19 protein-coding genes are annotated in these 24,038 nt (G+C 58.2%); 16 read left to right on the top strand and 3 right to left on the bottom strand.

Annotation, left to right across the window (positions count from 1 at the left end; all coding sequences use genetic code 11):
- Positions 1-25: 25 nt before the first annotated feature.
- The 7 genes from ileS to D3Y59_RS13630 all read left to right on the top strand — a co-directional run bounded on the left by ileS (position 26) and on the right by D3Y59_RS13630 (position 11,887).
- Entirely contained in the window at positions 26-3,430 is a 3,405-nt protein-coding gene (gene ileS / locus D3Y59_RS13600) for an isoleucine--tRNA ligase (RefSeq protein ID WP_119445539.1), read from the top strand.
- A gap of 225 nt (positions 3,431-3,655) precedes the next feature.
- Positions 3,656-4,294, top strand: a complete 639-nt coding sequence (locus D3Y59_RS13605) for a lipoprotein signal peptidase (protein WP_119445540.1) — start codon at positions 3,656-3,658, stop codon at positions 4,292-4,294.
- Positions 4,295-4,435: 141 nt separating this feature from the next.
- The gene (locus tag D3Y59_RS13610) at positions 4,436-6,445 is read left to right on the top strand and encodes an ABC transporter ATP-binding protein (protein WP_119445541.1); all 2,010 of its coding nucleotides are present in this window, start codon (positions 4,436-4,438) and stop codon (positions 6,443-6,445) included.
- Positions 6,446-6,888: 443 nt separating this feature from the next.
- Positions 6,889-9,465: a ribonuclease R gene (gene rnr / locus D3Y59_RS13615; RefSeq protein ID WP_119446478.1), complete on the top strand. Its 2,577-nt coding sequence runs from the start codon at positions 6,889-6,891 to the stop codon at positions 9,463-9,465.
- 370 nt (positions 9,466-9,835) lie between these two features.
- Positions 9,836-10,810 (top strand): polyprenyl synthetase family protein, encoded by a 975-nt coding sequence (locus tag D3Y59_RS13620; protein WP_119445542.1) that lies wholly within the window; start codon positions 9,836-9,838, stop codon positions 10,808-10,810.
- A gap of 51 nt (positions 10,811-10,861) precedes the next feature.
- Positions 10,862-11,503, top strand: a complete 642-nt coding sequence (locus tag D3Y59_RS13625; protein WP_317127413.1) for a rhomboid family intramembrane serine protease — start codon at positions 10,862-10,864, stop codon at positions 11,501-11,503.
- A gap of 105 nt (positions 11,504-11,608) precedes the next feature.
- Positions 11,609-11,887: a PLDc N-terminal domain-containing protein gene (locus D3Y59_RS13630; protein ID WP_205590838.1), complete on the top strand. Its 279-nt coding sequence runs from the start codon at positions 11,609-11,611 to the stop codon at positions 11,885-11,887.
- 107 nt (positions 11,888-11,994) lie between these two features.
- Here D3Y59_RS13630 and D3Y59_RS13635 read toward each other — a convergent pair whose 3' ends face one another.
- Positions 11,995-12,627 carry a DUF2939 domain-containing protein gene (locus D3Y59_RS13635; protein ID WP_162910788.1) on the bottom strand — a complete coding sequence of 211 codons (633 nt, stop codon included), beginning with the start codon at positions 12,625-12,627 and terminating at the stop codon, positions 11,995-11,997.
- Between the two features lie 244 nt (positions 12,628-12,871).
- Here D3Y59_RS13635 and D3Y59_RS13640 point away from each other — a divergent pair, with 244 nt between their 5' ends.
- Positions 12,872-13,723 carry a glycerophosphodiester phosphodiesterase family protein gene (locus D3Y59_RS13640; RefSeq protein WP_119445544.1) on the top strand — a complete coding sequence of 284 codons (852 nt, stop codon included), beginning with the start codon at positions 12,872-12,874 and terminating at the stop codon, positions 13,721-13,723.
- A 384-nt stretch (positions 13,724-14,107) separates the two neighbouring features.
- On the top strand, positions 14,108-14,482 hold the full coding sequence (locus tag D3Y59_RS13645) for a helix-turn-helix domain-containing protein (protein WP_119445545.1): 375 nt from the start codon (positions 14,108-14,110) through the stop codon (positions 14,480-14,482).
- Between the two features lie 698 nt (positions 14,483-15,180).
- On the opposite strand, the gene D3Y59_RS13650 is transcribed toward D3Y59_RS13645, so the two are convergent.
- Together D3Y59_RS13650 and recF are read right to left on the bottom strand one after the other, a co-directional pair.
- Complete coding sequence (locus D3Y59_RS13650) at positions 15,181-15,498, bottom strand: DUF721 domain-containing protein (RefSeq protein ID WP_119445546.1); 318 nt, start codon at positions 15,496-15,498, stop codon at positions 15,181-15,183.
- A gap of 90 nt (positions 15,499-15,588) precedes the next feature.
- On the bottom strand, positions 15,589-16,698 hold the full coding sequence (gene recF / locus D3Y59_RS13655; protein WP_119445547.1) for a DNA replication/repair protein RecF: 1,110 nt from the start codon (positions 16,696-16,698) through the stop codon (positions 15,589-15,591).
- A gap of 75 nt (positions 16,699-16,773) precedes the next feature.
- Here recF and pdhA point away from each other — a divergent pair, with 75 nt between their 5' ends.
- From pdhA to D3Y59_RS13690, 7 genes are all read left to right on the top strand, one after another.
- On the top strand, positions 16,774-17,871 hold the full coding sequence (gene pdhA, locus D3Y59_RS13660) for a pyruvate dehydrogenase (acetyl-transferring) E1 component subunit alpha (protein WP_119445548.1): 1,098 nt from the start codon (positions 16,774-16,776) through the stop codon (positions 17,869-17,871).
- Between the two features lie 57 nt (positions 17,872-17,928).
- Positions 17,929-18,705, top strand: a complete 777-nt coding sequence (locus tag D3Y59_RS13665) for a tetratricopeptide repeat protein (protein ID WP_119445549.1) — start codon at positions 17,929-17,931, stop codon at positions 18,703-18,705.
- A 125-nt stretch (positions 18,706-18,830) separates the two neighbouring features.
- Positions 18,831-19,307, top strand: coding sequence for a 6,7-dimethyl-8-ribityllumazine synthase (gene ribH / locus D3Y59_RS13670; protein ID WP_119445550.1), 477 nt, complete (start codon positions 18,831-18,833; stop codon positions 19,305-19,307).
- A 232-nt stretch (positions 19,308-19,539) separates the two neighbouring features.
- Positions 19,540-19,923 carry a TraR/DksA family transcriptional regulator gene (locus D3Y59_RS13675; RefSeq protein WP_059071681.1) on the top strand — a complete coding sequence of 128 codons (384 nt, stop codon included), beginning with the start codon at positions 19,540-19,542 and terminating at the stop codon, positions 19,921-19,923.
- Between the two features lie 200 nt (positions 19,924-20,123).
- A complete protein-coding gene (locus tag D3Y59_RS13680) occupies positions 20,124-21,884 on the top strand; it encodes a pseudouridine synthase (RefSeq protein WP_240410376.1) in 1,761 nt (586 codons plus the stop codon).
- A gap of 83 nt (positions 21,885-21,967) precedes the next feature.
- A complete protein-coding gene (locus tag D3Y59_RS13685) occupies positions 21,968-22,711 on the top strand; it encodes a type III pantothenate kinase (RefSeq protein WP_119445551.1) in 744 nt (247 codons plus the stop codon).
- Complete coding sequence (locus D3Y59_RS13690; protein WP_119445552.1) at positions 22,701-24,035, top strand: hypothetical protein; 1,335 nt, start codon at positions 22,701-22,703, stop codon at positions 24,033-24,035. Before D3Y59_RS13685 ends, D3Y59_RS13690 begins: the two co-directional genes overlap by 11 nt.
- The last annotated feature ends 3 nt before the right edge of the window (positions 24,036-24,038 follow it).

Genomic DNA, 24,038 nt, shown 5'->3' on the forward strand with positions numbered 1-24,038 from the left:
CCCTAGTGCCGAGGCCGTCTGACCGATGAAATACCCCGAATACAAACAGCCCTTCAACTACGCCCAAGTAGGCGCCGACATCCTGCGTTGGTGGCAGGAAAACGGCATTTTCGAGAAGAGCGTGAGCACCCGCGAAGGGCGCCCCAGCTTCGTGTTCTACGAGGGCCCGCCCTCGGCCAACGGCGCGCCGGGCATTCACCACGTAATGGCCCGTACGGTGAAAGACATCTTCTGCCGTTACCAAACGCTCAAGGGTTTTCAGGTAAATCGCAAGGGCGGCTGGGATACCCACGGCCTGCCCATTGAACTGCAGGTAGAGAAGGAGCTGGGCATTACGAAGGAGGACATCGGGAAGAAGATTACGGTTGAGGAGTACAACCAGCGCTGCCGCGAAACGGTAATGCGCTTTAAGCACCAGTGGGACGAGCTGACGGAGAAGATGGGCTACTGGGTTGACCTCTCCGACCCGTACATCACCTTTGAGCCCGCGTACATCGAAAGCTGCTGGGCTTTGCTCAAGAAGCTCTACGACAAGGGTTTGCTCTACAAGGGCTACACCATTCAGCCATACTCCCCGGCCGCCGGTACGGGCTTGTCCTCGCACGAGTTGAACCAGCCCGGCACCTACAAGGACGTGAAGGACACGACCATCGTGGCCGAGTTCGAGGTGAAGCGCAATGAGCAATCGGAGAAGCTGTTTGCCTTGGCCGATAGCTTGCCCGTGTTCATCCTAGCTTGGACGACCACGCCCTGGACTTTGCCCGCCAACACCGGCCTAGCCGTGGGCAAAAACATCCGCTACGCCGTGGTGCGCACCTTCAACCCCTATACCCGCGAGCCTCAGGTAGTGGTGCTGGCCAAGGATTTGCTCGGCCGTCACTTCTCCGAAAAGGGCGCCGAAGCCTCGCTGGATGAGTACAAAGCCGGCGACAAAGTGCTGCCCTGGCGGCAACTGGCCGAATTCAGCGGCGCCGAACTGGTGGGCATTAGCTACCAGCGCTTGTTTGGCACGGAAGCTGGCTTCCCGGCATTCGAAGGGGAGGAGCGGGCCTTCCGCGTTATTCCCGGCGACTTTGTAACGACCGAGGACGGCACCGGTATCGTGCACATTTCGCCTACGTTTGGTGCCGACGACTTCCGGGTAGCGCAGCAAAACGACATTCCGGCTTTGCTGGTAGCCGACGACCAGGGTAAGTTCGGTCCCATTGTCGACCGCACCGGCCGCTATGTGGCCCAAATGGGCGAATTCGGCAGTCGTTGGGTGAAAAACTACGACGGCCACGACGAATCGGCCGCCGAATACCGCACACTCGATGTCGATATCAGCGTGCGCCTGAAGGAGCGCGGTCGGGCCTTTAAGGTGGAAAAGTACGAGCATACCTACCCGCACTGCTGGCGTACGGACAAGCCCGTGCTGTACTACCCCCTGGACTCGTGGTTTATCAAGACCACGGCCGTGAAGGACCGCCTCATCGAGCTCAACAAAACCATCAACTGGAAGCCCGAAAGCACCGGCACCGGCCGCTTTGGCAACTGGCTTGAAAACCTGGTCGACTGGAACCTGAGCCGCTCGCGCTACTGGGGCACGCCGCTGCCCATCTGGCGCACGCAGGATGGCTCGGAGGAAATCTGCATCGGCTCCATTGCCGAGCTGAGCGCCGAAATCGACAAAGCCGTAGCTGCACAGGTGATGACGCATAACCCCATCAAGAGCGGGGAAATGACCGATTTACACCGGCCCTACGTCGACGACATCTTCCTGGTATCGCCTTCGGGCCAGCCGATGTACCGCGAAACCGACCTCATCGACGTGTGGTTCGACAGCGGCGCCATGCCCTACGCGCAGTGGCATTACCCCTTCGAAAACCACGACACTTTTGAGCGCAACTTCCCGGCCGATTTCATTGCCGAAGGCGTCGACCAAACCCGCGGCTGGTTCTTCACGCTGCACGCCCTAGGGGTAATGCTTGAAGACTCGGTAGCTTTCAAAAACGTGATTGCCAACGGCCTGGTACTCGATAAGAACGGCAACAAGATGTCGAAGCGCCTCGGCAACGCCATCGACCCGTTCAAAACCATCGACCAATACGGACCCGACGCCACCCGTTGGTACATGATTGCCAATGCCCAGCCCTGGGACAACCTCAAGTTCGACCTCGCGGGCATTACGGAGGTGCAGCGCCGCTTCTTCGGCACGCTGTTCAACACCTACTCGTTCTACGCCCTCTACGCCAACCTCGACGAGTTTCAGACCCGCGAGTTCGACCGCGTGTCCTTAACCGAGCTGTCGGAGCTGGACCGTTGGATTCTCTCCAAACTGCAGTCGTTAATTCTCGAAGCGCGCGGCCATTTCGACAACTACGACCCCACGAAAGCGGCCCGCGCCATTCAGGATTTCGTTACCGATCAGCTCTCCAACTGGTACGTGCGCCTCTCGCGCGGCCGTTTCCGCAAAGGTGAGCTGACTGCCGATAAGCAGGCTGCCTTCGAGACCCTGCAGGAGTGCTTGGTGGTGGTAGCGCAGCTGATGTCGCCCATTGCGCCCTTCTTCGCCGAGTGGCTTTACAAGAACATGACCGACGGCATGCGCGCCGAGGCCATGGAGAAAAACACGCCCTTGCGCCACGAATCGGTGCACCTCTCGGAGCTGGTAGAGGTCGAGGAAGACCTTATTGACAAGGCATTGGAGGAGCGCATGGACTTGGCGCAGCGCATCAGTTCGCTCACGCACTCGCTGCGGAAGAAATCGGGTATTAAGGTGCGGCAACCGCTGCAGCGCATACTGGTGCCGGTGCTTACCGAAACCACGCGCGAGCAAGTAGGGCAGGTAGAGGACCTGATTTGCGCCGAGGTGAACGTGAAGCACGTGGAGTTCCTCGACGATACCAGTGGCGTGCTGGTGAAGTCGGTGAAGCCCAACTTCAAGCGCCTAGGTCAGCAGTTTGGCCCGCGCCTGAAGGCCGTAGCTGCTCGCATTCAGCAAATGACTTCGGAGGAAATTGCTGAGCTGGAAAAAGCCGGCCAATTGGCGGTAGAGGTTGATGGTCAGGCAGTAACGCTTACGCCCGAAGACGTCGAAATCCGGACCGAAGATTTGCCTGGCTGGTTGGTAGCCACCGACGGCCCGCTCACCGTAGCCCTCGACGTTACCCTAACCGACGAGCTGCGCCACGAGGGCGTGGCCCGTGAGCTGGTGAACCGCCTGCAAAACTTGCGCAAGGATTCGGGCCTGGAGGTGCAGGATAAAATCCGCGTAACCCTAGGTGCCGATCAGCCCGAGCTGGTGCAGGCAGTAGAGGCGTTTGGCGAGTACATCCGCACCGAAACGCAGGCCTTATCGCTCGACCTGGTCAGCGGTGTAGCCGATGGCGCCGTGCTCGAATTTGACGAGTACAGTGTGCCAGTGCGCCTAGAGGTCGTAAAAAGCTGAACCACAGTAGCCGGGCGGCGTGCTAAATTCGCCGCCCGGCATACCGGCGCACAAAATGCCGTCGGAGTAGTCCGAAAAGGTCAAAAATCCCGATTTTCAAGCCCGCAAGGGCAAACCCATCGGCACAAAGCTCGACAGAATCTTGTGCTAAGCTAGTCTAAGGTTGGGGTGTGGTTGTGTGCCAACTGCAGTCCAATTCGGCCCGCCGGCTAAATCCGCGAATTCATGAAATACTGGAAGTACTACCTGCTCGCGTTGCTGGTAATTGTTATCGACCAACTCTCGAAGTGGGCCGTGCACACCTACATGCAACCGGGCATGCCGGGCGAAATTCCGCTGCTGGGCGACTGGTTTAAGCTACACTACACCCTAAACCCGGGTATGGCTTTCGGGGTGGAGCTGCCGCCGCCTTACGGCAAGGTGTTGCTAACCAGCTTTCGGTTGGTAGCCGTTACGGGCATTGCGTACTACATCTACCGGCTGCGCAAAAACGGTATGCACAGTGGCCTGATCTGGTGCGTGGCCGCCATTCTGGGAGGGGCCATAGGCAACCTTATCGACTCGATTTTTTACGGGCTGATTTACGACAACGCCCCGTTTACCGCGCCCACACCGTGGTTCCACGGCCAGGTTATCGACATGCTGTACCTCGATTTGTACGAAGGCTTCTTGCCCGACTCGTGGCCTTTGGTTGGCAACATGCACGTGTCGCTCTGGCCCATTTTCAACATCGCCGACGCGGCCATTTTCATGGGTGTGGTGTTCATTTTGCTGAACCAGAACCGTTTTTTTCACCCACATCCGCAGCCAGCGCACCACGCTGAGCACCGTTCCGACGCTGAAACAGCAACGGAAGTCGCCTAGGTACTCCGGATTATGTTAAGTAGCTGGGTTTAGCCACTTTTTCGCAACAGCCCGCGCCGAAAGCGCGGGCTGTTGAATTTTTACGCCGAACGTTGCCGTTCTTGCAACTGCGCAGCTGTGTGCTGACGCCGTTTACCTCGCTTGCCTTTGAAGCCGCTGCTCGACATACGCGACCTAACCATTGATTTTGCCTCGCAATACGGCACCACGCGTGCTGTAGAAGGAATTTCCTTTCAGCTAAGCGCGGGAGAAACAGTGGCTATAGTAGGCGAGTCGGGCTCGGGTAAATCGGTGACTTCGCTGGCGCTGCTAGGACTGATTCCGATGCCGCCGGGCAAGCTTAGTGGGGGAGAAGCGCGCTTTCAGTCGCAGGCCCTAGGTGCCGAGGTCGATTTGCTGCGCCTATCGGAAGAGGAGCTGCAGCGGGTACGCGGCAACGAAATTTCGATGATTTTTCAGGAGCCGATGACCTCCTTGAACCCTGTGCACACCTGCGGGGAGCAAGTGGTAGAGGCGCTGTTGCTGCACACTTCGCTGAGCAAGCAAGAAGCCGCTGCCCGCACCATCGAGCTGTTTACCGAAGCGCAACTGCCGCGGCCTGAGAAAATATTCAAATCCTACCCGCACGAAATCAGCGGCGGGCAAAAGCAGCGGGTGATGATTGCCATGGCCATGGCCTGTCAGCCCGCGATCCTGATTGCCGACGAGCCCACCACGGCCCTCGACGTAACGGTGCAGGCCCGCATCTTGCAGCTTATTGACGATTTGCGCCGGCAGCGCAACACGGCCGTGCTGTTCATCACCCACGACCTAGGCGTGGTGGCCGAAATAGCCGACCGCATTTTGGTGATGTACCGCGGCAAAGTGGTAGAGCAGGGTAGCGTGCTCGAAATCTTCACCAACCCCAGGCACCCGTACACCAAAGGGCTGCTGGCGTGCCGGCCAAAATTGTCGCAAGGCAAAAAAAGATTGCCTACCGTGGCCGATTTCATGCGCGAAGACGCCGCCGGAGGCTTTTTCAGTACTGAAGGAACAACACTGCAAAGCCCTGCTAACGAAGTAGCTGCTTTAGTCGACGAACCATCTCAGAACGCAGACGAAACTGCCAAATTGTTCCCCGTGGAACATCGAACTGATGTTCCACAAGCGGCCGATGCATTGGTAGGTTTTGAGCAAGCGCCGCTGCTCGAAACCGGGGTGCCAGTGCCTGGCACGGCCGCTCCCGTAGCACCCGAGCCGGCCGAGCCCGCTGCTGCTGATGTGGCTCCGAGCAATGCCCTAGGTGTTGCCGCGGTTAGCAGCCAAGGCATGCTGGCCGGAGAGGTGCTGCTGCGGGTGCAAGATTTGCGCGTGTATTACCCGGTACGCAAAGGCTTCTGGGGCCGAGCTACCGAAGTGGTGCGGGCCGTCGATGGCGTAAGCTTTGATATTTACCGCGGCGAAACCGTGGGGCTGGTAGGGGAGTCGGGCTGCGGCAAAACTACCTTGGGGCGCACACTGCTGAGGTTGGTGGAACCAACAAGCGGCAGCATTATGTTCGACGGTACCGACTGGGCAAAGCTGCGGGCGGGCGAGTTGCGCCGCCGCCGCCGCGATTTCCAGATGGTGTTTCAGGACCCCTACGCTGCCCTCAACCCCATGCTTACGGTGGGCGAGGCCATTTTGGAGCCAATGCGCGTGCACAACGTAGGAGGGACCCGCCAGCAGCAAAAAGACCGCGTATTAGAGCTGCTGCGCACCGTTGGCCTGAAAGAAGAGCACTACCTCCGCTACCCGCACGAGTTCAGCGGCGGCCAGCGCCAGCGCATTTGCATTGCGCGGGCTTTGGCCCTGCAGCCCAAGTGCATCATCTGCGACGAATCCGTATCGGCGCTCGATGTGTCGGTGCAGGCGCAGGTGCTCAATTTGCTCAACGACCTGAAACGTGACTTCGGCATTACGTACCTTTTCATCACCCACGATTTGTCGGTGGCCCGGTTTATGAGCGACCGGCTGCTGGTGATGAACCAAGGGCAGATTGTGGAGCAAGGCCCCGCGGCCGAGCTGTATGCCAACCCGCAGCACGAGTACACCAAGCGTTTGCTATCGGCCATTCCGAAAGACACGCCGGCGGATATTCGGGCGGCTGTGGCCCGCCGCCAATTGGCGTAGCGCCGGTACGTCAGCCCAGGTGGGTAACAATTATTTAACCGTTGGCTTTAACCAGTCACACCCTAAGCATAGGCTTGCGCTGCGCTGCTGAGCGCATTGCAGCTCTTTTACGGGCACATTGCAGCTCGGCTGTGGTTGATGTTCATCGAAACATCGTAGAGGCTTACAAGCCCTGAAAACCGCACAAATACCTCTCGGCTGCTTACCACGTATCATCTCGCAGCGGCCATTACCAGCGAAATATTCAGAAGTTCTGTTTTTTCGCACAACCTAAGTCGGCACTTTGCCGAACAACTACTGCCCGCAGGCCCCTAGGTCCGGAGGGCAGTTACCATCCACCCGTGGGCAAGCCCGGTACCCAACCCAGCGGCTACCCACTGTTTCAAGCTAACTCGCCGCCCGTCAGAGATACCCAAAAGCAGCCCGGCGGCGACCCTTTTCGAATGAGAAGAAACCATGACTCGGCCGATGCGCCGCGCCCCTCGCGCGACCCGGCCCGCCGCCGTGATGCAGCCGCTCCGGCTCCCCTGTCGAAAACCCAAGTGTTCCGGATTTTTTCCGAGAACCCAGGCAAGGTGTTCAGCTACCGCCAGATTTCGCGCCGCCTAGGTGTCGTGAGCAAAGAGCAGCGCGAGGAGGTGTTTCACTACCTCAAGGACCTTAAGCGAAGCGGGCACATTGCCTTGCTCCAGAACGACGATTACCGCCTGGTGGAGCTGCCGGGTCGCTCCTTCAACGAGCGCCCCGACAACGACAAGCCCGCCCGCGACCGTGGCCCCAAGCGCGGCAAATTTGACCCCGGCTTTGTGGCCGAATTGGGCCAAGAGCCCGTGACGCATCGCCGCCGCACGCCCGGCTTCGACTTCCCTGGCACCACCGACCGCACCCACCGCCCCGGCAACTACCGGCACCGCGAGAATGGCGCCGGCGGACAGGAAATTACCGGCACCGTCGACCTGGCCAACAACAAGTACGCCTACATCGTGAGCGAAGAGCTCAGCGAAGATCTGCGCGTGTACACCGACCGCCTTGGCTTTGCCCTCGACGGTGACACCGTGCGGGTGCGCCTAGGCAAAGCCCGCGACGGCCGCCCCTCGGGCGACGTGGTGGAGGTAGTGGAGCGCCGCAAGGAAGAAGTAGTCGGCCGCCTGATGATGCAGGCTGGCTTCGGCTTTGTGCAGCCCGACAACAAGCGCATCTACTTCGATGTGTTTGTGCCCGGCCACGCGTTTGCCGATGCCAAGAACGGCGACAAAGTGCTCGTGAAGATTACCGAATGGCCCGACGAGTTTGGCCGCCAGCCGGTGGGCGAAGTGCTGCGCAGCTTTGGCGCGGCCGGGGAGCACGAGGCCGAGATCCACGCCATCATGGCGGAGTTCGGTTTGCCCTTCGAGTTTCCCGAAGAAGTAGAGCGCGAGGCCAACGAAATTCCGGCCAACATCTCGGCCGAGGAAATTGCCAAGCGCCGCGACTTCCGCGACATCACCACTTTCACCATCGACCCCGTCGATGCCAAAGACTTCGACGATGCCCTCTCCTTGCGCAAGCTCGAGAACGGCAACTGGGAAGTAGGTGTGCACATCGCCGACGTGACGCACTACGTGCTGCCCGGCACCCGCCTCGAGAAGGAAGCCCATTGGCGGGCCACCTCGGTCTACCTCGTCGACCGCACCATCCCGATGCTGCCCGAGCGCCTCTCCAACGGCCTATGCTCGCTGCGCCCACACGAAGACAAGCTGACTTTCTCGGCCGTGTTCGAGCTCGACGAGCAAGGCAAGCTCTACGACGCGTGGTTTGGCCGCACCGTGATTCACTCCGACCGCCGCTTCACTTACGAGGAGGCGCAGGAGCGCATTGAGTCGGGCGAGGGCGACTTTGCCGACGAGGTAAACCTGCTCAACCGCATTGCCAAGGAGTTGCAGGCGGCCCGTTTCCGCAAGGGCGCCATCAGCTTTGAGGCTCCCGAGGTGAAGTTTAAGCTCGACGAGCACGGCAAGCCCGTGGGCGTGTATGTGAAGGAGCGCAAGGACGCGCACAAGCTGATTGAGGAGTTTATGCTGCTCGCCAACCGCAAAGTGGCTGAGTTTGTGTACCGCCTCAAAAAGACGAAGCCGCGCTTCACGATGGTATACCGCACCCACAACGCCCCCGACCCCGAACGGCTCGAGAACTTCGCGCTGTTTGCCCGCCAGTTTGGCTACGACCTGAACCTAGGCGAAGACGCCAACGTGAGCAAGGAGCTGAACAAGCTGACTGCTGAGGTAGAAGGCAAGCCCGAGCAGTCGGTGATTCAGGCGCTGGCCGTACGCTCCATGGCCAAGGCTATTTACACCACCGAAGCCCTAGGTCACTTCGGCCTGGCTTTCGACCACTACTCGCACTTCACCTCGCCCATCCGTCGCTACCCCGACATGATGGCCCACCGCCTGCTCGAGCACTACCTGCAGGGCGGCAAGAACGTGGATGCCGAGGAGCTAGAAGAAGACTGCAAGCACTCTTCGGAACGTGAGAAGCGGGCTGCCCAAGCCGAGCGCGCCAGCATCAAATACAAGCAAGTCGAGTTTATGGCCGAGCATGTAGGCGAAACGTTCACCGGCGTGGTTTCGGGCCTTACCGAGTGGGGCCTGTACGTGGAGATGGGCGAAACCAAGAGCGAAGGAATGGCCCGCCTGGCCGATATTCAGGAAGACTTTTTCGAGCTCGACAAGGAGAACCTGCGCATTATTGGCCGCAACACGGGCCGCATCATTCGCTTCGGCGACGAGGTGAAGGTGATCATCAAAGCTGCCAACTTGCTCGACCGTACCATCGACCTGGAGCTGGTGTCGTTGCCGCGCAATGCCGGCCGCGCTGCCCGCCCCCGCGAAGAGTTCGGCGACCGGGCTCCGCGCCAGCGCCCCAGCGGCCGCGGTGTGGCAGGTGGTACTGGCGGCGATGGCCGCTCGCGCCGCGAAGGCGGCCGCTCGGCTTCCGACAAGCCCAAGCCCAAAGGCAAAGGCCGCAGCCGCTACCACGGCTAAGCGAGCGTATTGCAGATAACTAAAACCGCCCTGTTGGCCTAGCGCCAGCGGGGCGGTTTTGCCTGTAGCGCGGACTTTGCAGTCCGCGTCCCCGGATAGTAATTTCTGTTTTAGACCTAGGAATGCAGCGCGTGTAGCGCGGGCTTTAGTCCGCGTTGGCATGAAGAAATCCTAGGTGCGAAACCGCGCATCACCGGCTGTTCTGGCAAACGCGGGCTAAAGCCCGCGCTACACGCGCTACCAATCACGATTAAGATTACTATCCGGGGACGCGGATTTAAGTCCGCGCTACATCGCGCTGCCACCCTCGTGCAACTGCCCGTGCCACCTAGGCGTCGTACCTTGCATCCGACGACTTACTGCCGCCTCTGTGGATCTTTCTGTATTCTCTAACACCCTTACCTCTGCCCTGGCTGAGCTGCGCTACGGCGACCAACCCCAGGAACTGTACGAGCCCATTCGCTACTCCATGAGCATGGGTGGCAAGCGCATCCGGCCGCTGCTTACGCTCCTAGGTGCCCAGCTTTTCACCAACGACTGGCAGCGTGCCTTGCGCCCCGCCATGGCCGTTGAGGTGTTTCACAACTTCACGCTGCTCCACGACGACATCATGGACCAGGCTCCGCTGCGCCGCGGCCAGCCCACGGTGCACGTTAAGTGGAATCCCAACGTGGCTATCCTGTCGGGCGACGTGATGCTGGTGCGCGCCTACGAGCTGCTTTTCGACATCGAGCCGGCCTTGCTGCCCGAGGCCCTGCGCCGCTTTAGCCAAACGGCTGCGGAAGTGTGCGAAGGCCAGCAGCTCGACATGAACTTCGAGAAGGAGGCGCACGTCAGCATTGCGCAGTACCTCGATATGATCCGCCTGAAGACGGCCGTGCTGCTGGGCTTTGCCCTGGAGCTAGGCGCGCGCCTAGGTGGCGCCTCGCCCGAAGACGCCGACCACCTGCGCCGCTTCGGTACCGACATTGGCGTGGCCTTCCAGCTGCGCGACGATTTGCTCGATGTGTACGGCGACGCGGCCACTTTCGGCAAGCGCGTGGGCGGCGACATCGTTTCAGACAAGAAGACCTACTTGCTACTGACGGCCCTAGAACAAGCCAACGAAGCCCAGCAAGCCACGCTGCACCGCTGGATAGGCAACAACGCCCCCGAGGATGCTGAGGCCAAGGTGGCGGCCGTGAGGGCCGTTTACGACGAGCTGCAAATTAGGCCACGTACCGAAGAGCTGATCAACGCGTACTTCCAAGATGCGCTGGCGCACCTAGAGGCTGTGCAGGCTCCCGCCGAACGCAAGCAACTATTGCGCGGCTTGGCCTTGCAGCTGATGGAGCGCGAAAACTAAGGGCCTGCATTCCGGCCGCTGTTTGTTTCTGAATCCACTCCCCCAACCTTCATGGACATCGACCTTGTAGTGCTGCTAATCATCGTTACCAGCGGCATTTCCATTTACGCCTGGCAAAACCATTCGCTGCTCGAGCGTTGGATTTTCAGCCCGTACCGCGTGCAGAAAAACCGCGAGTACCACCGCTTCCTCACGTCGGGCTTTCTGCACGCCGACTGGATGCACCTCATCTTTAACATGTTTTCGTTTTACTCGTTTGGCCAGCTCGTGCTTCAGCGCATGCAAATCGAGTTCGGCGGATTGAACGGCATGTTGGTGTTTCTACTGCTTTACGTCGGCGGCATTATCGTGTCGGATATTCCTACCTTCTTCCGGCACCGCCGCGATGCGCGCTACGTCAGCCTAGGTGCTTCGGGCGGGGTGGCCTCGGTCATTTTTGCGGCCGTGCTGTTTTACCCGGTAGCGCCCGAGGGTGGTGGCATCCTCATCTTTCCCATCCCGTTCCGCATTCAGCCGTTTGTGTTCGGCTTCCTATACTTGGCCTACTCCTACTACCAAGGCCGCCGTATGGGCGACAACATCAACCACGACGCGCACTTCTACGGCGCGCTCTACGGCGTGGTGCTCACCATGCTCATCAACCCACAGGCTGGGTTGGATTTCTGGCAGCAAATAAGTGATAAGTATTTGTAAATCAATTATTTATATACAAAATAAGCTCTTCAATATATCTAATGTGCGAGGCTTGCGTAAAGAGACCAAATTGAACGCTCCTTTCTTACCTAAGCCAAACACCACATGAACTTCCTCGCAAAATACTCCTTGCGCCCAGCCGTTACGGCCTGCCTGATGACGTTGCTCACCTTAAGCATGTCGGCCTGCAGCCGGCGTTCGTCGAGCGGCAGTCTTACCATCTTCGGCGGCATCATTCTAATTCTTGACGTCTTGGCGCTGATCGATATTCTGCGCCAGCCCTGGTCGCTGGGCAAGAAAATTCTTTGGGTAGCCATCATCTGGTTCCTGCCCCTCCTGGGTCTTATTCTGTACTACCTGCTGGCTGGGCGCGGCAAGTCGTAATAGACGTTGCTCAAACCCAAAAGAAAGGCCCGCTGCCATTGGCAGCGGGCCTTTCTTTTGTAGGCGCCTAGGGTAATTGCTCAACCGCAGCAACCTGTACTTGCGGGTTATGGCCGCCGACCGAAAAGGCGTTGCTTTTCGAGCCGTGCCGTTTGCTGCAACACCTCTCCTAGATTGGTTATTTCGGTTACCTGCCAATAGTCGCCTCGGTCGCGCATTTGCAGTTCAAGCACCAGTGTAGTGTCGAGCTTTGGCTGCGTAAACTCCAAGCCCACCAAAGCCAGCTCGCCTTGCTCTTGCAAGTACTTTACGCCTTTGAAACTGCTTTCGGGGGTTACAATTCGGCTGGCCAGCCCTGCCAACGAAAGCTTAACTACGCGCTCAAGTTCGTTGCTGGCGTTGGCGTCAAACGAGCCTGTAGCCACGTAATGCTGCACCTCTTTGCGGGCTGCCTGGGCCAGTTGTGGCTTCGCCAGGTTTAGGGCCCCGCGCAGCATTAGGCTATTGGTATTGGCGCCCAACAACCCGAGCACCTCGTCTTGCGCAGCTACCTGATCGACGAGGCGGCTGCTTACGCTTTGCACGTCCACGTACTTTTCGAAACTGGCCACGTCGTGGTCGTGTACTGCCTTTGCGGCTTTGGCTAAGGCATATTTGGGCCCGGTAGTCACCGATCGGTAGTACAAATAGCCGCCCACGGCCAGTACAATCAGTAGCAACAAAACAAGAATACGCTTCATAGGGAGGTTTGGTAAGCCAATTGAACCCGCTGGTAGCTGGCAAAATAGCGTTTTGCGCCCTCTTGAGAGTTCTGCTATGCTCAACAGTAGGTGCATAGCGGTTTGTGCCCATATGGCATTTTAAAGCACTTACAGTGCCTAATAACCTATTGGCAAAGCACTTTAAGGTCGCCTGATTAGTCTTCAATAGACCGTTGCTTCGCCCGATTCTAATCGTCGGTTCGCGTGCTGCGTATGCAACAACATGGCTCGTGGTTCCCAGTTGTTGCAGCGCCCGCGCATTTACGGCCACCGTGGTTGCCGAGGCTTGCGCCCCGAAAACACCTTGGCTGCGTTCTTGCACGCGCTCGAGTGGCCCATCGATGGCCTAGAGCTCGATGTAGTGCTTTCGGCCGATAACCAGGTGGTGGTTTCGCACGAGCCTTGGCTAAATGCTGACATCTGCCTAGGTCCTACCGGAGAGCGGCTTACTCCGGAGCAAGGCCGCGGCTTTAACTTATACCAGCAGCCCTACGCCACCATCAGGCGCTGCGACTGTGGAAGCCTCCGCCACCCCAGCTTTCCGGAGCAGCAATTAGCACCCGCCTACAAGCCTCTGCTGAGCGAAGTGCTGGAGGCCGTAGCACGCCGCAGCGCCGAGCTGCATAGGCCCGTACCCGCCTACTCCATCGAGCTAAAAAGCGAGCCGCACGCCGATGGTTTGCTGCAACCGGCTCCGGCCGTGTTTGTAGCGCGCGTGTTGGCCGAACTCGATGCCTATTTGCACCGGCCATGGCCCGAATTACTCATCATGTCTTTTGACCATCGAGTAGTACAAGCCGCGCGCATGCTTTCGAGCCTTCCGGTGTGCTTGCTCATCGAAGACAATTTGGCAGTAGAAGAGCATGTGCATCAGCTCGGCTTTTTGCCGGATGTACTGGGGCCCCAACACACGTTGCTTACGCCCGACTTGCTGCGCTGGTGCCAAGCGGCTCAATTGCCCATCGTAACCTGGACGGTAAATGCCCTAAGCGACCTAGGCGCCGTCGCAAAGTTGGGTGTCCACGGCATAACAACCGATTATCCCAACCGCGCTGCAAGTCTGTTAGGCTTGTAACGCGCGGCTGCCCAACACCGAGCTCTTCACGCCATTCGCCCGTGCTCTTTCGGGCCGGTACAGTATTGGCCCAGCGGGTAGGGGAGTGGTACAAAGCTGCAGCGTGAGTTTATGCCGAGCGCAACGTAAACGCGCTCAGCCATACTAACTGCTCATAATTGTATGCGACGGCCCCGGCTGAATGCCACGCAGCTTCGTGTTATGTATAGGTGTATCATTACACCTGTTCAATTGTATCTGTAAAATAGATTGTGTAACACTGTATCATTGCTTTAGTGTTACACTTGCAGATCTGTTTTTGTAACAAACAATTTTTGTTGTTGTGTTTGATACAATGAAACAATTTGACATCTTTACAATACACCTCGTTACGACACACTGTATATGGCTCACCAAGGCGAAATCTTGCAGGAAGCAATCAAAAACAGCGGTATTTCGATTAGTAAGCTGGTGCAAGAGTTGGGTATTACACGCCCGACTATTTACCGTAAATTCAAAGAGACAACCCTAGATTACAGTTTTGTACAACGCGTAGGGGAGTTGATACAACACGACTTTACGAACGAATTTGATACACCTGTTCAGTCTCAATTACACTTTACACCTGCACCTGTAAAGCAACAGCCCGCTTTACGATCTGTATCATTACAGCCTGTGGATCAGGACCCTGCAAAAGCATTAATGACACTTCAGGCTAAGTATATAGCCTTGCTAGAAGCATATAATGAGCTCCTGTTAAAAGTATATGGTTCGAGGTGAACAAAAATGTTTCACGTGGAACATTGCAGTGTTATCCAGCTTGTCAAAACTGTAGCGGCCTATACACAACAAACACAGTCGCCGGTGGGGGAAGTGTAAGCAGGTGCCTTGGCTAACGAGCCCAGCTTCTAGGCTTGGGGAAGCCGGTGGTTTAACTGTTATCAGTTCAACAGGAGTAACCGATAGATCGGTCGATACACATGAACGCAATAAAAATCATAGCACACGGTATTTGGGTGTGTGCCCAGACTAGGATTGGAATAAGGTGCGGTGCTGCCTAAAGGGCAGGAACGAGTGATTGTATCAACTAAATGTTTAGTGAAATTCCCTTTTAAAAATTGTACAGGAAAGTACTTCGGTAAAGGGCCGAGGTATAGAAGCAATAAGAGGAACACAAGTAGGTATGCTCACATACCTAGAAGCCTATAGGTATAGGGCCACCAAACCCATACGGGGGAGGAAAATAGGCCGAGTGAAAAGCCGCAGGGATATTTTTCTGAAACACCTTAAAGCAGGCGCAACATTACTGAGCTAGCGCAGGTGCTAAGGCAACCTGCATGGTAACGCTAACTAGTAGGAGAGGGGTAACTTGTGAATGGGCATAACAATGCTCTTCATCTGACTAAACAGAGAAGTGATTGAAGGCTAAATCAAGTTGATAACCGGCTCGGCTATATCCAGCCCTTCCCTAAAGGGATCTAAAGGAACACGACCTCATGCACAATGTCTTCGCCAACTTCGCTGTTGATGATTTCAGCAACCCGCGTTTTAGCCATGAAGAGCTCGTGCTTAAGCGGAGCCGAGGTGAGGCGAACAAACAGCTTGTTGTTGCGGAAATACACCTCTTGGGTTTTAAGGGCAACAGCCCGGCCCATGATTCGCTCCCACGAGGCGACAACGTAAACCTCGTTCATCTTGCCCTGCAGACGGTACGCCTTCAGCAGTGCCTGGATTCCCTCTTTAAGAGGTACTACATCGGCCCTGCGGGAAAATTCGGAGGCGTTACGTGATTTCAAGGCGGATTGAGTAAAATAATGCGCGAAAAGCCATCGAAAGGCTTAAGCGCAACGGGTAATTATGCTACGCAAAGGTAGCCCTGCTTGGGCCTAAAGTGGCCGAACAGACCCATTATCTACCGTAAAACGCTTGATTTGTTCGGATAGCCCAGCCAATGCCTGGTCGGTGCGCTCAAGGTGGGTATCGGTGAGAAACACTTGCCCAAAAGTGTGGTTGGCTACCAACTGAAGCAAGCGCGTGATGCGGCGTTCGTCGAGCCGGTCGAAAATGTCATCAAGCAACAGCAAAGGTTTGTGCTGCTTTTGGGAAGCCATTACCTCGAAGTGCGCAAGCTTAAGAGCAATTGCGTAGGACTTCTGCTGGCCTTGCGAGCCAAAGCTCTTGACAGGCGACTCGTTCATCAGGAAAACGTAATCGTCTTTGTGGGGCCCGGTGGTAGTGCGTTGCAAGGCTAGGTCCTTGCGCTCGTTTTGACGAAGCAGCAAGGCAAAGTCCTGGCCCGGCAGTTGGCTTTTGTATTCCAGGGTTACCTGCTCGCGGCTATCGGCTAGCTCTTGGTAATGGCGCTGGAACACCGGCGTGAACTGCTTCAAAAACTCTTGTCGGCGAGCTACCAGCTGCTGGCCCGCTGGCACCAACTGTTCATCGAGCACGTGCAAGTAGTCGCGGTCAAAGGTGTGGCGGTCGGCGAACTGCTTCAGCAGTGCGTTGCGTTGTTTCAGCAGAAAGCTATACTGAATGAGCAGCTCAAGGTACGCATGGTCGAGCTGCGAGATAATGCTATCGAAGTACTTGCGTCTTTCTTCGCTGCCTTGCCGTATAAGGTCGGTATCGTAGGGCGAAATGAGGACAACCGGACAACGGCCAATGTGGTCGGAGATACGGTCGTAGGGCTGCTTGTTATGCGTCACCAGTTTTTTCTGGCCGGTGCGCAAGCTGCACTGGATGACTTCGGGGGTGGGGGAGGAAGGCAGTGAGAAGCCGCCCTTTACAAGAAAGAAATCGGCACCTTGCTTGAGGCACTGGGCATCGGAAGCGGCAAAGGCGCTTTTGGTCATGGAGAGGTAATGAATGGCATCGAGCAAATTGGTTTTGCCGCTGCCGTTCTCGCCAATAAAGCAGTTGATATGAGGCGAAAGAGTTAAGCTGGCCTCGTCGTAATTCTTGAAAAAAAGGAGTTGCAGCGAGTCCAGCGTCATGAAAAGCGAAGGTTTCGGAGTTGCAATGCTTTTACGTACTTTCGCATTCCAAAACCCGAACAAGAAGAGCTACTAATGGCGGATACGAAGGTAAAGGCTGCCTCCAAGGCATCCAATTCGGTAGGCAAAGCCAAGAACGGTGCCCAGCAGCAAGGCCAGGCGCCGGAGGCTGCTGCCGCCGGCAACGCCGAGTTCAATAAGGAGACTTACCTGAACTGGTACGAGAGCATGATGCTCATGCGCCGGTTCGAGGAAAAGGCTGGTCAGCTATACGGTCAGCAAAAGATTAAAGGTTTCTGCCACCTCTACATTGGGCAGGAGGCTTGCGTAGCGGGCGCTGTATCGGCGCTGCAGAAGGACGATAAGTGGATTACCGCTTACCGCGACCACGCGCACCCGCTGGCCCTAGGTACCTCGCCCAACGCCCTGATGGCAGAGCTATTTGCCAAAGAGACCGGTTGCTCTAAGGGCAAAGGCGGCTCCATGCACATGTTCGATAAGAACGTGAACTTTATGGGTGGCCACGGTATCGTGGGCGGCCAAGTGCCCCTAGGTGCCGGCGTTGCTTTTGCCGAGAAGTACAACAAGACGGGCAACCTGTGCATTTGCTACATGGGCGACGGCGCTGTGCGGCAAGGCGCTTTGCACGAGGCTTTCAACATGGCCATGCTGTGGAAGCTGCCCGTAATTTTCGTGGTTGAGAACAACGGCTACGCTATGGGTACCTCGGTGAGTCGTACCTCCAATGTAACCGACCTGTACACCATAGGCGAGGGTTACGACATGCCGTCGGAGCCGGTTGATGCTATGCAGGTGGAGGAAGTACACCGCGCCGTGGCGCGTGCTGCCGAGCGTGCGCGGGCCGGCGAGGGGCCTACCTTCTTGGAGTTCAAAACCTACCGGTACAAAGGCCACTCCATGTCGGACCCGGCCAAGTACCGCACCAAGGAAGAAGTGGAGGGCTACCGCCAGCGCGATTCGATTGAGAACGTGCGGGCCGTAATTCTGGAGCGCCAATACGCTACCGAAGGCGACCTGAACGCTATCGACGAAAAGATTAAGGCTGTGGTGGCCGAGTCGGTTGAATTTGCCGAAAACTCGCCGTTCCCGCCTGCCGATGAGTTGTTCCAGGACGTTTACGTGCAAGCGGACTACCCCTACATCCGCGAGTAACCACCGCTTACGCAAAGCTGGGCGGCCCGCAAGGGCATGCCTCCCTTTTCTGCACTCATGTCGAAGATTCCCTTTACGCGCAACTCGCCGCTAGCGCGCCAAAACCAGCCGCAGCAGCAACCCGAGTCGGGTCAGCCGGACCCCAACGCGCCCGCTGCCCATCCTTTGCTGGAAGACCCCAACGCCTTAGCAACGCGCCTAGGCGAATCGGAAGTTTTTGTTCGCCGCAACAAGAACATCTTGTTTGGCGTGCTAGGCGCGGTGGTGCTGCTGGTGGTAGCTGGCTTTGGTTATTTCACCTGGCGCAGCTCACAGGACGAGAAAGCCCAGGCTGCCATGTTCCAGGCTGTGCACTACTGGGAGGCCGATTCGCTGAAGAAAGCCATGAAGGGCGACGGGCAGTACGCCGGCCTGGAGGCAGTGGCCAACGAGTACAGCGGCACCAAGGCCGCTAACCTGGCAAACTTTTACGCTGGTACGGCCGCCCTTAAAAACGGCGAGTTCCAAAAGGCCATCGATTACCTCGAAGACTTTAGCTCCGACGACCTGCTGCTGCAGGCCCGCGCTTACGCTTTAGTTGGCGACGCGAACATGGAACTGAAGAAGTACAAAGAGGCCGCCGACTACTACCAGAAAGCAGCCGATTACAAAACGAACGATTACTTCACGCCAGCTTACTTGATGAAACTGGCGCTGGCGCAGGAGATGCAAAAAGACTTCGCCGCCGCCGAGCAGACGTACAATAAGATCGTAAACGATTACCCCACCTCTTCGGAAATAACCGATGCCAAGGTGTACCAAGCCCGGGCCAAAGCCATGTTGGGTGGCAAGTAATCCCTAGGTGGTAAAACAGCGTCGCCGCTGCCTAACGTTAGGCAGCGGCGACGCTGTTTTACCACCTAGGGGTATTGTACGCGCCGAAGCAGATATTTGCAGCCTCTAACCCCAAAGCTTTGCCCATGGCCACTTCCCTCAAAAACCTCAGCGACTACACCTCCGATCAGTTTATCGACATCAGCGATAAGCGCTTTGGCCTGGTGGTGGCCGAGTGGAACCGCACCATTACCGATACCCTTTGCCAGGGGGCCTACGAAACCCTGCTGAAGCACGGCGCTAAAGAAGAGAACATTTACCGCAACACCGTACCCGGCAGCTTCGAGTTGGGCCTAGGTGCGCAGCTGCTGGCCCAGCACGAGGAGATTGATGCGGTAATCTGCTTGGGCGTTATCATCAAAGGCGAAACGCGTCACGACGAGTTTATATCTCATGCCGTGGCCCAAGGCCTCATGAACGTAGGCCTCAAGTTCAACAAGCCCGTGATATTTGGCGTGCTTACCACCGAAAACGAAGAGCAAGCCTGGGACCGTGCCGGCGGCAAGCACGGCAACAAAGGCGTAGAGGCTGCCGTAACGGCCATCCATATGTTGGGTTTCTGAACCTTGCCAAGCTCGACAGGGTTGGTGTAGCAGTAAAGTCTTAGCTTTGTGCTACGAAAACCGGGCTGATTGGTCGGCCGGAACACCTTGAAACACTTGGCATTGCCGCAGCAGAGCAACTATTTTGCTCGACCTGCCTGGCCAACGTCACAAGTTTAATGCGGTTCCGCAACTAATGCGCTTTTGGTAAGTTATTTAATTTCAACTGCTTACACCATTTTCCTGCCTCACCATGAGTGAAGAATCACTACGCTACTCCCGGGAAGAGCTGGCCGAGTTTGAAGCCATCATTCAGGAAAAGCTAGCCGCCGCCCGGAAAGAAGTAGCGTTCATTAAAGAAACGCTGAGCCGCCGCAACGACTCAGGTACCGATACCACTGCCTCGCCCTCCAAGGTGCTGGAAGATGGTGCTGATACCGCCGAGAAGGAAAGCCTCAACCAATTGGCTTCGCGGCAGATGAAGTTTATTCAGCAGCTCGAAAACGCCCTTATTCGCATAAAGAACGGTACGTACGGTGTTTGCATCGGTACCGGCAAGCTTATCCCGAAGGAGCGCCTGCGGGCCGTGCCGCACACGCAGCACTCGATCGAAGCTAAAATGGCGCGCCGCGACTAACCTTCGCCAAACGCTGTACTACTAGCCGCCCGGATTTGCGCGGTCGACTTTGCTCCTGATCGGAGGGAAGCCGTGCGCGAAATCCGGGCGCTGTTTTCGCAGGCACTTAGTTGCACGAAAACGCCCCGCCTGACGTTTGTCAGATTTTACAAGTCACATCATTAGTCCGGCAGCGATGCCGTGCGTCTGAATACTCCCACATGGGTAACAAGCAGCAATCCTTTGGTGGCCCCGGCAACCGCCGGCCCGGCCGCCCCGACTCCGCCAACAACCGCGGAGGCAAACCATTCAATTCGTCGTATGGCGACGACCGCCGTTCTGGCGGTGCGCCGCGCCGCGCCGAGGGCGGTAACGAGTTTCCTTCGCGGCCGCCGTTTGGCCGCCCGGCGGGCAAGCCCAGCTACGGCGCTGGCTCTGATCGGCGGTTTGGCCGCCCGGCCGGCGACGAGCGCCGTTTTGAGCGCCCGCGCTACAACAAGCCGGCCGAGCCCGATGGCGCGACCGACTTTATGCGCAGCCGCCTGAACAAACCCGACTTCCGCAAGGACGAGCGCCCCGAGCGCCCCAGCAACGACGAGCGCGGCCCGCGCCGCAGCTTCGACCGCCGCCCCGAGGGCAACGACCGTCCGCGACGCAGCTTCGGTAACGAGCGCGGCAGCTTTGGCAACGACCGCGGCGGTTTCGGCAACGAACGTGGCGGAGCCGGCGCACGCGGTGGCAATTTCGGTGGTGAGTCGCGCTTTGGCCGCGACGAACGTCCGGCGCGTCGGTTTGAGCGCGACGGCGACGCTCCGCGCCCGAGCCGCGGCTACCGTGGCCCTGGCAACGACGAACAGCGCTCCGAGCGCGGCCCTGCGCGCCGTTTCGAGCGCGCTGACCAACGGCCCGAGCGCTCGGAACGTCCCGAACGCCGCTTTGGCAACAACGATGAGCGTGGCGGAGCGGGCCGGTTTGGCCGCCCCGCCGATGACCGGCCGCGCTTTGGCGGTGCAGGTCGATTCGAGCGCCCGCAGCGTGAGGAGCGCCCGCAGCGTGAGGAGCGCCCCAGCCGGACCGAACGCCCCGAGCGAACCGAGCGTTTTGGCCGCGATGAGCGCCCCGGCTTCGACCGGAAGCCCCGTGCTCCGCGCGAAAACCGCTTTGGCCGCCCCAACGACGAGCAGCAGGAAGCACCGGCTTACAAAAACCTCAAGTTTTACGAAGAGGATAAAACCCGCGGCAACAAACGCCGCCGCGAGGAGGTCGAAGGCGACGAAACCGTACGCCTGAACCGCTACATTGCCAACGCGGGCATCTGTTCGCGCCGCGAGGCTGATCAGCTGATCGAGGCGGGCGAAATTCGGGTGAACGGTGAAGTGGTAACAGAGTTGGGCTACAAAGTGAAGCCCAGCGACACCGTACACTACGGCAAAACCAACCTCAAGCGCGAGAAGCTGGTGTACGTGCTGCTGAACAAGCCCAAGGACTTCCTGACAACTACCGAAGACCCGGAAGGCCGCAAAACGGTAATGGACCTCGTGAAGAACGCCTCCAAGGAGCGCATCTTCCCGGTAGGCCGCCTTGACCGGAATACCACCGGCCTGTTGCTGTTCACCAACGACGGCGAGGTAGCCCAAAAGCTCAGCCACCCTTCGCACCGCAACAAAAAGGTGTACCAGGTGGAGCTCGACAAGGAACTCACCGACGAGCACCTAGGGCAAATTGCCGCCGGCCTCGAGCTGGAGGACGGCAAAGCCGAGGTTGACGACGTAGCCGTGGTAGCGGGCAACCGCTACTTTGTAGGCGTGGAAATCCATATTGGTCGCAACCGCATTGTGCGCCGCATTTTTGAGCACCTGGGTTACGAGGTAAAAACCCTCGACCGGGTGCAGTACGCAGGCCTTACCAAAAAGGACTTGCCCCGCGGCAACTGGCGCTACCTCACCGAAAAAGAGGTAATCCGCCTGAAATATTTCATGTAAGCACGCAACCCCGGCTACGCGTTCGGGGCTCTTACCGGCGGCGGTCTGGCCTTAAACAAGCCAGGCCGCCGTTGTTCGGTAGCATGACCACACTGGTACTCGACATTGGCAACACAGCGGCTAAGTACGGCTGCTTTCGGGGGGCGGCTTTGGCCGAAGCCGGCAGCGTAGCTACGCCTGCCGAGTTGCGGGCCGTTGCGCAGCGTGTGCAGGCCGAGCACGTGTTGCTGGCCTCGGTGGCGGCACCGGCCGATGTGTGGGCTGCGGCCCTAGGTGGGGCGGTGAGCGGCAAGGTGATTGTGCTGAGGCCGGGCGAAACGCCGCTGCCTATTGCAAATGCCTACGCCACTCCGCATACCCTAGGTGCCGACCGCCTGGCTGCTGCCGTGGGAGCTGCCCACCTGCTGCCGGGCCGCCCGGTACTGATAGTTGATGCCGGCACTTGCATAAAGTGCGACTTGGTAGCGGCCGATGGTACCTTTTTGGGTGGTAGTATTGCACCGGGTTTGCGCATGCGCTTGCAAGCCATGCACCACTTTACGGACCGCCTGCCCGAGTTGGCGCTGCCGAGTGCACACGACGCAGTAACGCTTGCGTTGTGCGGCACCGATACGCGTACGGCCATGCTGAGCGGGGCCCTGCACGGGGCCGTAGCCGAGGTAAATGGCCTGCTCAGCAGCTACCGCCAGCAACACCCTACCTTAGCGGTGGCGCTGGCCGGTGGCGACGCTGCATTTTTTGAATCGCGCCTTAAAGGCCACATCTTTGTACTGACCGAGCTGGTTTTGCTTGGTCTTCACCGAATACTGGTGCATAATGTCGGGTAACAAACTGACCGCACTGGCTCTGCTGAGCCTGCTGGGGGCTGCTTCAGCTGCTTCAGGGCAGGGTCTTGGCAACTCCCCTTACTCACGCTTGGGCCTAGGCGACTTCAATCCGAATGCCGGCGGCGTTCGGCAACAGGGCATGGGCGGCGTTGGCTTGGCGGCACCCAATGCCATTCAAATCAACGAGCTAAACCCCGCGCTGCTGTACTACACTAGCCGCACCACCTACGAGGCGGCCTTCACAGGGCAGCTAAAGCAGTTGCGCAGCAACACGGCTTCGCAGCGCACGGGCAGCGGCACGCTCGGTTACCTAGCCTTGGGCATCCCTATTTCGCGGAGCTGGGCGCTGGCTGCCGGCCTGAAGCCCTTGTCGGCCGTGGATTACGAATCGGTGGTTACCCGGAACGTCGACGGCAGCACCGGCGCGTTGGTGCGCAACGAGTCTACTGGTTCGGGCGGTTTGTCGGAGGTATACCTAGGGCACGGCGTGCGCGTGGGCAAAGGGTTGAGCGTGGGCGTTACCACTTCGTACATCTTTGGCAACATCGACCGCGCCGCATACGCCATTGTGCAGCCACCGCTGGAAGAGCAGGAGCCCGACGAAATCCTGAAGCGCGTAGGCACCGTCGACCGCACGAAGTACACCGATTTTAGCTTCCGGACGGGCGTGCACTACCGCTACGACCTGAGCAAGAAAATAGCGGCCAACGTGGCGGCGGTGTACACATTCGGCACCAACCTGAACGGCCGCCGTACGCTGCTGCAGGAAACGCAAGACATAAACGGCACCAACCTGCAAGAGCCGCGCGTTTTGCAGAACGAGGCGCGGGGCGAAGCCGTGCTGCCGGGCTCGTTGCAGCTGGGCGTAAGCTTCGACAACAACAAGAACTGGAGCCTGAGCGCCGACGTGGCCCAGCAGCGCTGGTCGAAGTACCGCGACTTCAACGGCACGCAGCAGGTGTTCAACGACACGTGGCGCGTGGGCATTGGCGGCGAACTGGCCCCCGATCCGGGTTCGGTTACCAACTACTTTCAGCGCGTTACCTACCGTTTTGGCTTGAGCGCGGCCCAGTTGCCGTACCGCCCGGGCGGCCAAACGCTCTACGACCGGGCCGTGAGCTGGGGCTTCAGCTTTCCGTTCCCGACGTCGTCGGCGCTGGAGGCTACCAACATGAACCTGAGCTTTACCTACGGGCAGCGCGGCAACACCGAAGTGGTTAGCGAGGGCACCACGCGCTTCTCGAACATCAAGGAAAACTACGTGCGGGTGCAATTGGGCGTATCGCTCAACAGCCGCTGGTTCCTGAAGCGTCGTATTGAATAAGTC

The sequence above is a fragment of the Hymenobacter oligotrophus genome, assembly GCF_003574965.1.
GTDB classification, from domain to species: domain Bacteria; phylum Bacteroidota; class Bacteroidia; order Cytophagales; family Hymenobacteraceae; genus Solirubrum; species Solirubrum oligotrophum.